The following is a 15,209-nucleotide window of genomic DNA, read 5'->3' as shown; positions in this document are numbered from 1 at the left end:
CAAAAAGAAAAGGAAGAGGGATTTGTATTTTAAGGCATCAAAACTAGCTTTAGATAATTCTAGATTAATTTGTGATGAAGCACAGTTTTTGATAGATAAAAATCATTACGCTCGAGGTTTTGCGTTATCCATTATTAGTTTAGAAGAGTCTGCCAAGTCATTTCTATTACGTTTAATCTCACTTGATCTTGTCTATGAGGATAAGACAATGAAATTTGTTCGTAATCACGAAAGTAAATTACAACAATCATCTCAGATACTCTCGCTCTCACCAAAATTGATACAAGCATTCGTAGGACTTGCTCAAATGGCTCAGGATGCAGGGTATATCAAAACTGAAATTGAGATACCAAAAAACTATCATGAAAAAATCAAACAATTAGAAGAAATCACTCAAATGGTAGCAAAATATCATAATAAAAAAAACGATTCGTTATATGTAGATGTACGTGAGGGTAGAATAATCAATCCTAACGAAATAACCAAAAAAGAACAAGCTTCAACAATAGCAGAAATGGCAGATATGCAAATTGACATAGTTGAGATTGCTCACAAGTTAGATGATTCTAAATGTCTAGAAATTTGGAAATCACCTTATGTGTCGATGTTAAAAATTGATCATCTTTTGAAGTCATGACTTAAGATTACATGTAGAAAAACATCAGTGAGAAATAACTCTACATGATCATGTGATACTATGTTGGTATCACACTTGCACTTCAAATGGATCTTTTTGAAAATATTTAGTCCACCATTCTTTTGGTGCAACAAACTTGTCTATTGAAATATTTGCTTCATCAGATCCTGTATAATAGAACGGTTCATCGTTTTGTGTCAATCCTACACGTCTATCATTTTCAATACGTGACTTGATAAACACTAGGTGATTTTTTTCCAATTTTTGTGCAGGTTCAAATGTGGTTTGTCTATTAATTGTTTGATTACCCCATGATTTCTTATTAAAAAGAACATCATACGCAGCTTGATGTATCCTATCTATGTGCTGGTTCATATCCTCACTATGAACAAGAGTCTGTGTTATTCTCCTATCTGCGTGAGTTGCTCCATCCCGTTTGGTTACCATCCAATCTGCAATTTCATCTTTTGAATAATCAAACTCTGAAGATTTTAAAAATGCATATAATGATTCTGCCAGTCTACTACCATCATTACCAAAAGCATTTTCAAATAATCGTACCAATTCTTTGAACTTTGATAGGTTGTCAGTCTGACCATTTGCATTAGCCATGATTTTTACACCCTCAGTTCTATCCAATAATTGATTCTCATAAATTTCTCTGAAAAAATTATTATGAAAAACCATTCTTGAGATTAATTTTAATTCAAATCCTTTAGATTGAGTAAGGTATCTACTTTCACTTTCATTTTCAGGTATGAATCCTTGTGATGGATGAGGACTGGAAATACTTACTTTAGACATATCAGAGATAGATATAAGTTGAGAAAAATATCTCAGAGTCTTACCTAATTCTGATAATTCATTCTGGGGTATTTCAATGGATTTATCTTCTAATAATGTTGGAAGAGATGTTAATTTTATTATCGCATGCATTAATACAGTTACACCGCTTTCACGAAATTGGCGTTTATTTACTGGTTTTATGTTAATGATTCTACCATCAGTGGATTTAGTCGTGTAGCCTATGAAATGCCACTCGTTCTGTGGTTGTTCTATGTGAAAATTTAAGTTATTAAATAAAAGCATAGTTACTTTTTCCTTGTATTTTGAATTAAGCTTTTCCAATTAAATGACTAATTCTAAAACAATTAATTTGATATCGTCAATGATTTCAATATTTCATTCAGATCTCTAAACGGAGCATAATCAAATCGATTGTCTTCAGACTCAATCCATCTTCCAGTTGACACTGTCTTCCAATGATCATCCGAGTCAATCAATCCCTCATAATGCCGATCTGGTGGCACTATTGGATGCACTCCCTCATAGTAAACTTGTACAAAATCCCCTCCACAGACAGGACAACAGGTGATTTTAGGCTCTTTCTCAGAAGGTACTTTGCTATATGACAACTCCCCTATCCATGTTAGCACATGATGCTTCTTTCTTATGCCACAATGCGAGAGAAGATAACAAAACGTTTGAAAGACTGATTTTCTCTCTTCTGCTATTTTCACATACCATCCATACCTTCCAAATGCTCTTGAAATTTTATCCCGATTTCCAAACCCTACTAGATGAAAATGTGGTGAATAGTACCATTGTCTAGAATTTTTATTGAATCTAAAAGGATGGAAAATGACTGCACCTCCTTCCCATTGGGCCATCTTAAGAATTTCCATCATTCTTTTTCTTAATAGACTGTAAGGAAGATCATGCTGAGAAGTATTAACCATCAGCATTAGATGAATTGGTTTTTGATTTGTTTTCTTAGCATATTCTTCAATTCTTGTTGTTGCCCTGTTTGCCTGTCTTGCAATCCATTTCACATAGCACTCCATACATGATGCTCGATAGCAGGAACGTTGGTATTGTTTTATGTATACACGTTTTCCCTTCCCTAGCATTTCATGTAGCTTATCTTTCAGACAACCAAAAGTTGTCCATATACCGCACCAATCATATTTTTCTAGAGTACAAGGAAGCTTCCATTCATCATGCTCTATGGTAAGCCAATTTGTACGAAATTTGTAATCTGCAACAAATGCTGCTACAGCTGCTAAAATTTGGGTACTTTGCTTAGAGGGCTTAGAGGCAGGACGGAAATATTTTATTAAATTTTCATTTCTCATTTTCAGATAGACACTTTCTTAATGATGTATTTTTTGAAATATTCTAGATTCTCACATGATTTGCAAACAGAGTACATTTTTTCTTCGCCTGCAACTGAAAAAGTGATGAGAAATATAGGATCTTTATGACCACAGGAAAAAACTGAATTATTTTCACTCATTTTTATGCACCACAGCATTCAGCAATTCAGATATAACGTCATCAAATGTAGCTGCCTTCCTCTGCACAAGTTTATTCCAGTTTTCTTTTGATATTCGAATAGTTTTGTAACGCATTATAATACAATACACCAAAAGATATATCCGAATTTACTACATATTTTTGTGTGAAAAAATGTACTAGTTTGACCTGGACCATTAGATCAGAATCCAAACTAACAAAGGCTCAGAAGAAAATTCTAAAGGAATTTTTTGAAAATGGCCCTAATTTGCGATATGGTATTAATAAAAAACAGTCCATGCACAGACATGGCACCTCATATAACAAAAATCTAGATACACTAGTGCAATTAAGGCTCCTGCAACATGAGGAATCTCACAGAGAATTATTACATATTGACCATCCAAACCTAGATCCCCTTGAACCAAAGCTTAGGTTTTCAGTAAGAGAAGCTTTCAAAAAAAGAGATTATAGTCGTCCGTCTGGTATTGGCAAGGAAAGATGGAAAAAAGCACTGGATGCGTATAGAATTGCAAATTATAATGAACGCATAGGAAATAAAATTGGCGAATCACTTTATCGTCTTACAATATGGGGAATAATTTCGCATTTTCGAGATGAAGGTAAGCTTCCGCCTAGTAGAATAATTCTCACAGATGGTCAGGTAGATCCTAATGTCTACCAACTACAATCAAAAATAACAGACGAGGATCTTGACAGAGTTTTGCCACATCTATGGGATTTTCCCGTTACAATTCCTGACATAATTCAGCGAAAATGGAGTTATCTTTGTAAGAGTAACGACAAGAATGTAGTTTACAATCAGCTATTTGACGCATTGGTCCTTGCAAATCATTACTACGAATGGTTAAATGCCGATTTTGCTAGATTTGAAAATAGTGCTCTAAAAGACATTTTATTACATTTTCTAATTCCCTACAGGTTGAATCAACCCTATGCGAATAACTGGATAAAATCAATAGTAAAAGATAGAGAACTTTTTGATTTTCTTACAACTTGTTTTGCTGAGCTAAAGGAGTACTATGAATCAAATCAAGAAATTATTAGAGAATATGACAAAATATTGAAGCAGGCAAGGAAGAATGGAGAAGTAAATGTTCCCAAATTTTTTAAGAATGGCTCATTCTTTGTGAAATTGCCACCCTATTTTCATCACGGGTATTATCTTGGCGAAGGACCATGGGGTTATCGCCTCAGCTATTTTTTGAATGAGTTGGAATCAGGTCCGATTCAATATACTCTGTCTTTACTTACAAGATCTAGAAAATATAGAACAAAACAGAATAAAGTCAGTATGAAATTAGCTATTTCCTTGCCAGAATCTACAGGAGATAAAAAAGAAAAACCGAATAATTCAGGTAAGTCAGCTACCTGATAGTTTTGAGTTTTCCATTCGTTGCTTGTCTGCCCATAACTCATCCACCTTTCTAAGAGCATCTGAGAGTTTTTCATTGGTTTTTACAAGTTCAGATTTTTCTGCTGCAAGCTTTAGATTTTCCATTCTTAATGCTTCAGATTCATCTATAGTTAGATTTACAATATGAATTTTAAATTCATTAAACAAAGTTTGTGCATCTGCATCATGATAAACCCCATCTAAAACAAAGACACCTTTATGACCCATTAGTTTTTCTTTTAGTGAGATATTTCCTTCCTTGTTATTTTTTAGAATAGTATTGAATCTCTTTCTAAAACCATGTGCTGCCATTACGGAGTATCTTTTACCTTGCTTGTTCCTTGCTACAGATTTAGCTAAACGTATAGCAATCATTTTGGCGGAAGCAGTACTCATAGATTTTACTTTTTGCATGCCTACTTGATATGATGAACGTAATACAGGAGAATCTTGGTCTATACGTTCACCATCCTTTCTTCTCTCATCAATATACTCATCCACTGCCTTGCTTGCCTCAGGAGTTAGAAATCCAAGATATTCTTCTTCTGAACCCTCATAGAATAACACACTTTTACAGTTATCAGACATGTTAGTCAGATGCTTCAACTTTAACTCCTGTAATGCACCTATTCTGCAACCTGTGGAAGAGAGAAGGTGAATGAAGGCCCTATCTCTACCAGATACAGCATTTTGAAGCATTTTTCGTATATCGTTTGTAGTCCAAGCAGTATGACCAGACTTCTTTATTGATGCTGGAACCATCCTCCGAATCTTCTTAAAATTGAGATTTTTGTCATTCATAGAGAAGAACAGTTCCAAGGCAGCTATTATTGCAGGCATGGAATTAGGTGATAATCTCCTTCGTAGATACATCATATAGTCTTCTACAATTTCCTGAAGTTTTTCATCTTTTAGCTGTAAAAACCCATCAGCGGTGAGAAGCTTTTCAACACTATTTTGAGCCCATTTCAGAAATGTGTTAAAGTAGTAAAAATACATCTTTTTAGTAGCCTCAGATCTGACAAACTTTTCAAACACAACTAGGCTCTTTTCCATGCCTATTCTATAGACCTCTGATTATTTTAATAACGAGCTTTATAGCTAATAGGTAATTTTAATAAAATAACGTTACTAATCCCAATAAATGTCGCAATTTGGATATAGGGGTAAAGGCCTTGAGTTTCTTACAAACAATAAGATAGAGGTGGGAAGTCAAGTCAAGATTCACGCAGACTTGGTTTACTCAGGAGTAATAATGCCAAGATATGAACACAGTGATGATCAGCATATTGTTTTAAAACTAAAAAATGGATACAACATAGGACTAGATCTAGATAAAATCAAAGAGATAGTGATAGAAGCATCACCAGCAATAAAAAAAGGATCAACATACAATGCTCAGCCAGATCAAAGACTTCCCAAGATCCTGCTTTTATCAACAGGAGGAACTATCGCAAGCAGAATAGATTACAGAACGGGCGCTGTCACTCCTGCTCTTACTGCATCTGAACTTAACGCAAGTGTTCCAGAACTTGCAAAAATAGCTAACATAGATGCCGAAGTACTCTTTTCTGAATATTCGGAAAATCTACTTCCAGAACACTGGATAAAAATTGCAGAAAAACTTGACTCTTATGCAAGATCAGACTATATTGGAATCATAGTAGCACATGGTACTGATACAATGCAATATACCGCATCAGCCTTGGCATTTTCTTTATCAGGATTTCCAAAACCCATTGTTCTAGTGGGTTCACAGAGATCATCAGATAGACCATCTTCAGATGCAGCATCCAATCTCATAGCAGCAACAAGATTTTTGGTAAACAGTCATTCTTCTGGAATATTTGTGGCAATGCACAATAATTCAAGCGATGAGGAAATTGCATGCAATTGGGCAACTCGCGTAAGAAAGAACCACACTAGCAGAAGAGACGCTTTCAAAACAGTAGGAGGTCCACCTGCATACATTATAAAATCAGAAACCATTGAAAAGGATAAACTGTTTGAAGTTCCTCAGAGAGAATACAATCCAAGAATCAAATTTGATAACAGAGTATTATTGATCAAATATTATCCAGGTCTTAATCCCAAAATAATTGATTATGCAATAGATTCTGGGTGCAGAGGAATAATTATCGAGGGTACAGGACTTGGGCATGTAGGAAAAACAATGTATCAAGCAATAGAGAATGCAAGAAAGAAAGGATTGTTCATAGGCATGACTTCACAATGTATTGACGGAATGGTAAGAATGACTGTATACGACAGCGGAAGAGATCTGCTAAATCTTGGTGTTGTGCCACTTGGAAACATGTTGCCTGAAACAGCTCTTGTAAAGACAATGTGGGCATTGGCAAATTCAAAAAATTCAGAAGAAGCAACTAGCCTTATGAATGAAAATATTGCGTTAGAATTTTCAGACTAAGATTTAAAACAAGTATTACAATAAAATTACAAGTGACTGAAATAGATCACGATAAGATAGGCCTTTTGGTTGGATTAGAGATTCATCAGCAGCTTGCAACTGGTTCCAAATTATTTTGCAGGTGCAAACCTATAGAATCTGACGAGTATCCCATCAAATTTTCTCGCAAACTAAGAATAACAAGCAGTGAATTAGGAGAATTTGATCCTAGTGCAATCTTTGAAAAGAGTAAGGAAAAAACCATTTTGTATTATAGAAATCCTCAAAGTAGTTGTTTAGTAGAACAAGATGATGAACCCCCACATGACTTGGAATTAAGTGCAAAAGAAACTGTCTTAATTATGGCAGCTGCCCTGAAATCGACTATTTTCAATGAGATATACGTAATGAGAAAACTGGTAATTGATGGTTCCAATACTTCTGGTTTTCAGAGAACTATGCTTGTCTCAGCTGGGGGTAATCTTGAAGTCAATGGGAAAAAGATAGGGGTTCAGAGTATTTGTCTTGAAGAAGATGCGGCAAAACTAATCCAAGATTCAAAAGATACAAGAGAATATAGCCTGGATAGACTTGGAATACCATTAGTAGAGATAGCACTAGAGCCAGTAGCAGGAACTCCCCAAGAAGTAAAGAACATCGCCCTGACTCTAGGAAGAATGTTACGTGCAACAAAAAGAGTCGGAAGAGGAATAGGATCAATCAGACAAGATGTCAATGTGTCAATAGAAGGAGGGGGTTCAGTAGTAGAAGTAAAAGGAGTTCAAAAATTAGATCAACTTGAAAAGGTTATCGAATATGAAGCAAAAAGACAACATGGTCTGAAGATAATTGCAGAGAAATTAAAAACAATCGATGCAAGGATATCCAAAGAACACGACATAAAAGATGTATCGGAAATATTCAAAGAGTGCAAATCAAAAGTAATCCAAAAATCTTTTGCAGAAGGCTCTTTGATCAAAGCAATAAAAATTAATGGATTTGTAGGAATGTTTGGTTATGAACCATATCCTGGAATAAGATTAGGAAAACAATTAGGCGAACTGGTGAGATTTTTTGGTTTGGGAGGATTATTTCATTCAGATGAGCTTCCAAATTATGGCATAGAGGAAAAAGAAATCCAGCAAGTAAAAAATGTACTAAGCATTGGTCCTACTGATGCATTCATCATCATAGCTGGAAATGAAAGAAAATTAGATGTTGTAATAGATTCGATAATAAAAAGAATTGAAGATGCAAAAAAAGGAGTTCCTGCAGAGACAAGAGCTGCTACGATGACAGGTGATACAGTCTTTTTAAGACCAAGGCCTGGTTCTTCTAGAATGTATCCAGAGACAGATATTCCACCAATAATTGTAACAAACACAGAGATAGAACAAGCAAGAAACAAAATCCCAAGATCATGGGAAGAGAATCTCATGGCCCTACAGAAACAATACGACTTGAATCAGCAGCTTTCAGCACAAATATTTGATTCAGAATATCTCGATCTTTTCGAAACAATATGCAAGGATAAGAGAGCATCTCCCAACTTTGTTGCATCTACACTTTCTGGCACTATAACAAATTTAGAACGACGCGGAATGGATGTAAGTTTACTAAAGGCCAAAGATATCATCGAGTCTTTTAATTTAGTTGCAGAAGGAAAGATAGCAAAGGAATCACTTGAGATGATATTTGAGAGCATTATGAGTGCAAAAGCAAAAACAATCTCAGAGGCAATCAAATCCAATGCATTGAGCACCATAGAAGATTCGGAATTAGATAAGATACTAGACGAGTTAGTAAAATCAAATCTCAAGATGATTCAAGAACAAGGACTACGATCAATGGGACCACTGATGGGTTTGGCGATGAAGACACTTCGTGGAAAAGTAGATGGCCAGAAATTAAATCAATTATTAGAAATTAGAATAAAAAGCAAGATATCTGCAAAATAATGGTGCGGGAGGTGGGATTTGAACCCACGAACTCCTAAAAGATAAGGTTCTGAGCCTTACGCCGTTGACCAGGCTAGGCGACCCCCGCAACAACGTGAGAATTAAAATCCGACAATAAGTTCTTTTATATTTTTAATTCGTATTACCTATTCATTAGAATTAATCATTTTGTTAATTATAGGTACTGCATCTTTTAATTCATAAATTCTAGTTGCTCTCTTGTCTTCAAAAGATAGATTCCAAGGTTGAGAATACAATATAACAGATTTACCATTTTCCAACATACTTTTTGCATTAAGTGGAGAATCATCAATAAAAACATCGTAATTAAGTTTTGATTTTTCTACACCCTCCAAGACTCCCACATAATTTTTAAAATCTACCTTGTGTAGTTTAAGCCATTTTTTAACATCATTGTGTGTAGATTCATCCCTTGCAGTTACAATATCAACAGTACCTAGATTTGACAGGCGTGTGGTTGTCAGTCCAATATTACTCTCAGTTGGAGGAATATCTTTCCATGATCTCCAGCAAGTTGAAAGCTCAGTATAGAAATCAAACTTGTCAATATCATAATTTTTCCAGAAATCCCACTCAGATATTTCAGACTTTGAGATTACTGATCTTATTTTATTATTGTAAGATAACCAAGATTCAATGACATCTGCCAAAACCCCATCTACATCTAATGCTATCTTCAATTTCATGAATTCCCATCAAGAGTATCGTTTAATTCTTCCAATAATTTTCGTTGATGTCTGTCAATTTTTGTGGGAACATTCACCACAATTCGAACATATTCATCCCCCCTACCTCTTCCATGTTGGTGAGGAAGTCCTTTGCCTTTTAGTTTGATTATAGTATTTGGCTGACTTCCAGATTTTACTTCGAGTCTCTCTTGTCCCTCTAGAGTATCGACTAGTATATCTTTTCCAAGAGCTGCGTCTATCATAGAGATATTTGCATCATAGAAGATGTCAGAACCGTCTCTTTTGAATTTATCATGAGGTTTTATTTTTATTCTAACTATTAGATCCCCATTGGTGCCATTATGAATGGATTCACCTTCACCTGGTATACGATATTCTCCGTCCTCTACTCCAGGTGGAATATCAAACGAGAACTTTTTCGTAGTCTTTTGCTTTCCTGAACCCTTACATTTGGAACATGGCCTTTCTATGATTTTTCCCTGACCTTTACAGGTATTACACGGTTGTACTGTTACAAATGTAGAAAATCCACTGCTTCGTGACGTTCTTACCTGGCCATAGCCATTACATACAGAGCATGTTCTTGCAGATGTTCCAGGAGTACAGCCTGTTCCACTACAAGTATCACAGCTTACTAGCCTTGGAAGATCAATCTCTTCTTTTTTACCACGAAATGCTTCTTCTAATGTCAATGTAGTTTCATACATAAGATCAGAACCCCTTGCTCTGCCAGATCCTCCAAAATCAAAACCACCAAATCGAAATCCACCTCCTCTACCAAAAATAGATTCGAAAACAGAATCAAAACCACCACCAAAGATATCCTCAAAGTTTGATTTTGAACCTTGGAAGATATCATCAGTACTGTATTTTCCATCCACACCAGCATGACCATATGCATCATAGAGTTTTCTTTTCTCCGAGTCAGATAGAACTGCATAAGCTTCTGAAATTTCCTTAAAGTGCTCTGCAGCATCAGGAGATTTGTTCTTGTCAGGATGGAATTTTAAAGCAAGTTTTCTATATTGTGATTTTATCTCATCAGGACCAGAGTTCTTTGAAACACCCAAAACCTCATAATAATCGCGTTTAGTACTCATAATGGATCAATTAGATTATTCCCTTGTATAAAGATCAGTTCTGTGTGTTTCCTGTATTCTGATTGGTTGTACCAGGATCACCTTGTGTAGCTTCTGGGCCAGCTTGTCCTGCTCCACCTGGTGGAGGAGTAGCATTTTTGTAAAGTTCTGTACTTACCTCGTTTATCAATTTTGTTAATAAGTCAAGCTTAGGTTTTATCTCATCAATGCTCTTATCAAGAACATCCCTTAATTCCTTAATTGCATTACTTACTTTGATACCTTGATCTTGTGATATCTTGTCTTTTTGTTCACTGATTAGATGTTCTGCTGCATAGATAGCTTGCTGTGCTTCATTTTTTACCATCACGTCTTCTTTTTTCTTTTTGTCTTGTTCTGCAAAAAGTTCTGCATCCTTTGTCATTTTTTCTATGTCTTCTTTGGCAAGTTTTGTACTGGCAGTGATTGTGATTTTTGCCTCTTTTTGAGTAGCTAAATCTTTAGCTGTGACATTCAGTATACCGTTTGCATCAATATCAAACTTGACCTCAATTTGTGGAATACCACGTGGAGCAGGAAGAATTCCTGAAAGATTAAAGCTTCCAAGAGATACGTTATCTGCAGCCATAGGTCTTTCACCTTGTACCACGTGTATTGTTACAGCAGTTTGATTATCAGCAGCTGTTGTGAAAACCTTGCTCTTTGATGTAGGAATAGTCGTGTTTCTGTCAATTATAGGCTCTCTTAATCCTCCAAGCACTTCTAATCCAAGTGTTAAAGGAGTTACATCTAACAATACAATATCACTTGTTACTTCACCTCCTATGATTCCTGCTTGAACTGCTGCACCTAATGCAACTGCTTCCATAGGATCAATTCCTGCCTCAGGTTCTTTTCCCATTAAATTCGCTACAAATTTTTTGATTAGAGGAATTCTTGTAGGACCTCCAACCAAGATAATTTTGTTGACATCACCAGGAGAAAGTTTTGCATCTTCTAGTGATTTCATAACAGAAGGTCTGCATCTTTCCACAATTGGATTTATCAATTCTTCAAATTTTGCCCTAGTTATTTTTAGCTCTAAATTCTTTGGACCAGAAGAAGGATCATATGATATGAATGGTAGATTTATGTCAGTTTCAAATATTGAAGAAAGCTCTATCTTTGCTTTTTCAGCTGCCTCTCTTACTCGTACCATTGCTGCATTGTCTTTAGAAATATCAATCCCAGATGTTTTTCTAAAGCTGTCTACGATATAATCAATCAAGACTTTGTCCATATCTGTGCCTCCAAGTTGTGTATCTCCAGAAGTACTCATGACTTCAAATACACCTCCTCCCATCTCCATTATTGTTACATCTAGTGTACCTCCTCCCAAATCAAATACCATTATCTTCATGTCTTGTTTTAGTTTGTCAAGACCAAATGCCAGTGCTGCAGCAGTAGGTTCATTGATTATTCTTACAACCTCAAGACCTGCAATTTGTCCTGCATCTTTTGTTGCTTGTCTTTGATTATCATTAAAATATGCAGGAACCGTAATTACTGCTTTCTCAACCTTATCACCGGTAAATGCTTCTGCATCTCGTTTTATTTTCTGTAGAATAAATGCAGAGATTTGTTGAGGTTTGTATTCCTTATCATATATTTTAAAAACATGATCAGTACCCATCTTTCGTTTTGCAGCAACTACAGTACCTTCTGGATTAGTCACTGCCTGCCTTCTTGCAGGTTCACCAACTATGAGTTGACCGTCTTTTGTCAGTCCGACAACGGAAGGAAATGCCTTTCCCCCAACAGTAGTGCCCTCAGATGCTGGAATCAGGGTAGGTTTGCCTCCTAGCATGACAGCAGCAGCAGAATTGCTTGTTCCTAAATCAATACCAATAATTTTAGCCATTTACATTTGTCTCCTTTACGTTCCTTTTTGATATTTCTACTAAACTTGGTCTAATAACTCTCTCTTTTAAAATATATCCTTTACGAAGCTCCGCAATTATGGTATTATCATGCAGAGTTGGATCTTCTTTGATAGATATTGCTTCATGTAACTTGGGATCAAAAATTTCCCCTGTTGCTTCAATTGGTTTGACTCCGAATTCAGATAAAAAGGAATTCATGTTTTTTAGTATAGCATCGAGTCCTTGTGAATTAACATGTTGTTTTGAAAGAGCATCTCGTGCACGAGCAAAATCATCGTAAATTCCAAGAAATTTCAGGATCATCCCATCAGTGATTGAATTTACACGATTTTGTACATCAATCTCCGATCGTTTCTTAATATTTTCAAAATCAGCAAGTAGGTATTGGATTTTTTTTTCTTGTAATAGGACTTTTTCCTGTTCTTGTTCTAATTGATTTTTTAAATTTGCCAATTCCTGTTCAGATTGCATATCACCGTTTTTTTCTTGTGAGAATTCTTCCAAATTATTTTCAGATATATCACTCATACTAAGAAATGTATTATGTTGAAAATATTAGCCTTATTGTAATATCTCACAGAGAGGATTTGTTTTAATTATTATAACGTCAGAATCTTTACCATTTTTGGTTATTTTATCATAATCAAATTTTGAACATGCAACAATTATAGTTGTTTTATCACTGTGGAATATATCTAATTCAGGACCCTGATGTATCTCAACATCGCCTATGTAGTCACGAAGTTTGGTAACAAGAGAGTTTAACATATCCACCTTATCCCCCCTCATTTCATAGGAATCTTGAGTCCATACCAAGACAACCTTTGTCCTACTAGCCTTTAGTTCATTTTTCTTAAGAGTGGAACGAATTTCGTCAATTAGCCTTTTCACATAACCTTCAATTCCCTTTATGCTTCCATTGACTAGATACATCATAGTGCCTGCCCCCTCCACAGATGTGCCAAGAGATCTCAAATCATACAACCTGTTTGTCATGTCATCGAGAAATAGATCATTATATTCAGTCTGAACAAGATCATTTCTTGTTTGTACATCCTGGGCAAATTTTGATACCTCCAATACACTTGACAGACTTGCAAATTGTGTAAGAACCTTGATTGCATGTAAAATTTCAGCAGATGATATAGAAACAAATTTTTTTACTTTTTTATCAGATTCTAATAGTTTTGCAAGTTTTTCATCATCTTTTGCATTAAATGAGCCAATAATTTCTGGGACGCTATTTTTTGAGAGAGGATAATAAAAGTAAGATATGCCTTTTCCCATCTCAAGGCCTGAAACATGTTCCAGTAAGGAAATAGTTTCATTGTTACCACCTATTCCAGTTGGGAGATTGTAAATTACAGATCCGCCTTTTTTTATAGATGATGTAGCATCTTTGAATTTTGAATGAATTTCCATCTTTGCTTCTTGGCCTGTTTTTCGTACTCGGGGTGCAAAGAAAAGATATTCTGCATGAGATATTGCCACATCGATTGGTTCAACACCCAACAGGGGCTCGTCTTCTTTTAGAGATGTGACATTAGGGTAAGTCTTTGCAATCTCAGCTTTTAGGGATATTGCCATATGAGCAGACTCGTCTACAATAAAAACATCAGCTCCCTTTATTGCCATTTGGCATGCAATAGCGTAACCTTCGGTACTCAAACCATAAACTACAATTTTCGTTGCAGCCAAATCAACCGGACTATGAGTACGGGCTAAGAAAAACTTTTTCCACCCTCAGATTATACCAAAAATGTTTGAAAATCTGGTTTGACATCTTAACGCCTAAACAATTGCTTTTTTTTGCCCCAATGGTAAGCAAACTAAGTAAAAATCATAAAATATTATGCACTTCAAGAAATTATCGCGAAGTTGTTGAATTATCCAAGATAAAAAATGTGAATCTAAGATTAATTGGCAAACATGGAGGATCTGAAAGAGAAGGAAAACTCCACTCCAGTATACAAAGAATGAATGATCTTTTGGGTGAAATTACTAGGTTTTCCCCCGACTTGACCATAAGCTTTTGTTCTCCAGAAGCAGCAAGAATTGCATTTGGGATGGGCATAAAACACATAGCATTTTCAGATTCTCCTCATGCAGAAGCTGTGATGAGACTTGCAGTTCCATTTGTACAAAAACTTCTCATTCCATGGATAATACCAAAAAGTGAATTTATCAAATATGGTATTACAGAAAAAGACATTATTCAATACAAATCAATTGATGCAGCAGTAATAGTAAAAGAAAAGACAAAAATTAAAAAAATAAACATAGAGAAGACAAAGAAGACAATCGTTATCAGGCCTGAAGAATCAGAGGCTGCATACGTCCAAGGAAAAACTAGAAGTGACGAAATTATTGAGAAGGTAAGTAAGGTAAGTAATCTCTACAACATACTAGTTTTAGCAAGATATACGCCACAACAAAAAAGGCTCAAAGAAAAATTTGGTAAAAAAATTACAATAATGGATAAAGTAGTTGACGGTAAATCGCTTCTCAGTATTACGGATCTTTTCATTGGTTCTGGAGGTACCATGACTGCAGAGGCTGCATTGATGGGAGTTCCCACTATATCATATGATGCAGTACCAAATCACATTGAAAAATATCTTGTACGTACAGGATTAGTAAAGAGGGAAACAGAACCAAATAGAATTCTTCCTTTGATCAAAGAGATGACAGAAAAAATAGGCAATAAGAAAAAAGCAAAAAATGTGTTGGCAACAATGGAAGATCCATACATCAAATTAGTCAAAACAATAAAGACTTTGTAGA

The 15,209-nt window shown here is 35.4% G+C and carries 13 protein-coding genes and 1 tRNA gene; 5 read left to right on the top strand and 9 right to left on the bottom strand.

Annotation, left to right across the window (positions count from 1 at the left end; all coding sequences use genetic code 11):
- The first annotated feature begins 22 nt into the window (after positions 1–22).
- Complete coding sequence (locus NSIN_RS02930) at positions 23–637, top strand: AbiV family abortive infection protein (protein WP_165775225.1); 615 nt, start codon at positions 23–25, stop codon at positions 635–637.
- Positions 638–706: 69 nt separating this feature from the next.
- Here NSIN_RS02930 and NSIN_RS02925 read toward each other — a convergent pair whose 3' ends face one another.
- Positions 707–1,765, bottom strand: a complete 1,059-nt coding sequence (locus NSIN_RS02925) for a hypothetical protein (RefSeq protein WP_101009313.1) — start codon at positions 1,763–1,765, stop codon at positions 707–709.
- Between the two features lie 23 nt (positions 1,766–1,788).
- On the bottom strand, positions 1,789–2,772 hold the full coding sequence (locus NSIN_RS02920) for a hypothetical protein (RefSeq protein ID WP_101009312.1): 984 nt from the start codon (positions 2,770–2,772) through the stop codon (positions 1,789–1,791).
- A gap of 344 nt (positions 2,773–3,116) precedes the next feature.
- Here NSIN_RS02920 and NSIN_RS02915 point away from each other — a divergent pair, with 344 nt between their 5' ends.
- Entirely contained in the window at positions 3,117–4,328 is a 1,212-nt protein-coding gene (locus NSIN_RS02915) for a hypothetical protein (RefSeq protein WP_133124036.1), read from the top strand.
- Here NSIN_RS02915 and NSIN_RS02910 read toward each other — a convergent pair.
- The gene (locus tag NSIN_RS02910; RefSeq protein WP_101009310.1) at positions 4,317–5,405 is read right to left on the bottom strand and encodes a tyrosine-type recombinase/integrase; all 1,089 of its coding nucleotides are present in this window, start codon (positions 5,403–5,405) and stop codon (positions 4,317–4,319) included. The two genes, NSIN_RS02915 and NSIN_RS02910, sit on opposite strands and share 12 nt — an antisense overlap.
- Before the next feature lie 88 nt (positions 5,406–5,493).
- Here NSIN_RS02910 and gatD point away from each other — a divergent pair, with 88 nt between their 5' ends.
- Both gatD and gatE read left to right on the top strand, forming a co-directional pair.
- Complete coding sequence (gene gatD / locus NSIN_RS02905; protein ID WP_101009309.1) at positions 5,494–6,777, top strand: Glu-tRNA(Gln) amidotransferase subunit GatD; 1,284 nt, start codon at positions 5,494–5,496, stop codon at positions 6,775–6,777.
- 32 nt (positions 6,778–6,809) lie between these two features.
- Positions 6,810–8,714, top strand: coding sequence for a Glu-tRNA(Gln) amidotransferase subunit GatE (gatE, locus tag NSIN_RS02900; RefSeq protein ID WP_101009308.1), 1,905 nt, complete (start codon positions 6,810–6,812; stop codon positions 8,712–8,714).
- On the opposite strand, the gene NSIN_RS02895 is transcribed toward gatE, so the two are convergent.
- The 6 genes from NSIN_RS02895 to NSIN_RS02870 form a co-directional block, all read right to left on the bottom strand.
- Positions 8,715–8,802, bottom strand: a tRNA-Leu gene (locus NSIN_RS02895).
- A gap of 58 nt (positions 8,803–8,860) precedes the next feature.
- Positions 8,861–9,421 (bottom strand): 5' nucleotidase, NT5C type, encoded by a 561-nt coding sequence (locus tag NSIN_RS02890; RefSeq protein ID WP_394340806.1) that lies wholly within the window; start codon positions 9,419–9,421, stop codon positions 8,861–8,863.
- Positions 9,418–10,524 (bottom strand): molecular chaperone DnaJ, encoded by a 1,107-nt coding sequence (dnaJ, locus tag NSIN_RS02885; protein WP_101009307.1) that lies wholly within the window; start codon positions 10,522–10,524, stop codon positions 9,418–9,420. Before dnaJ ends, NSIN_RS02890 begins: the two co-directional genes overlap by 4 nt.
- Before the next feature lie 34 nt (positions 10,525–10,558).
- A complete protein-coding gene (dnaK, locus tag NSIN_RS02880) occupies positions 10,559–12,403 on the bottom strand; it encodes a molecular chaperone DnaK (protein WP_101009306.1) in 1,845 nt (614 codons plus the stop codon).
- Entirely contained in the window at positions 12,396–12,953 is a 558-nt protein-coding gene (locus NSIN_RS02875) for a nucleotide exchange factor GrpE (protein ID WP_101009305.1), read from the bottom strand. Before NSIN_RS02875 ends, dnaK begins: the two co-directional genes overlap by 8 nt.
- A gap of 33 nt (positions 12,954–12,986) precedes the next feature.
- On the bottom strand, positions 12,987–14,123 hold the full coding sequence (locus tag NSIN_RS02870; protein ID WP_101009304.1) for a hypothetical protein: 1,137 nt from the start codon (positions 14,121–14,123) through the stop codon (positions 12,987–12,989).
- On the opposite strand from NSIN_RS02870, the gene NSIN_RS02865 reads away from it, so the two are divergent.
- Complete coding sequence (locus tag NSIN_RS02865; protein WP_394340805.1) at positions 14,114–15,208, top strand: DUF354 domain-containing protein; 1,095 nt, start codon at positions 14,114–14,116, stop codon at positions 15,206–15,208. The two genes, NSIN_RS02870 and NSIN_RS02865, sit on opposite strands and share 10 nt — an antisense overlap.
- Position 15,209: the final 1 nt, after the last annotated feature.

This window comes from Candidatus Nitrosotalea sinensis (assembly GCF_900143675.1).
Classification (GTDB): domain Archaea; phylum Thermoproteota; class Nitrososphaeria; order Nitrososphaerales; family Nitrosopumilaceae; genus Nitrosotalea; species Nitrosotalea sinensis.
The sequence above is the reverse complement of the archived record's forward strand: the minus strand, read 5'-3'. Positions and strand labels throughout refer to the sequence as shown.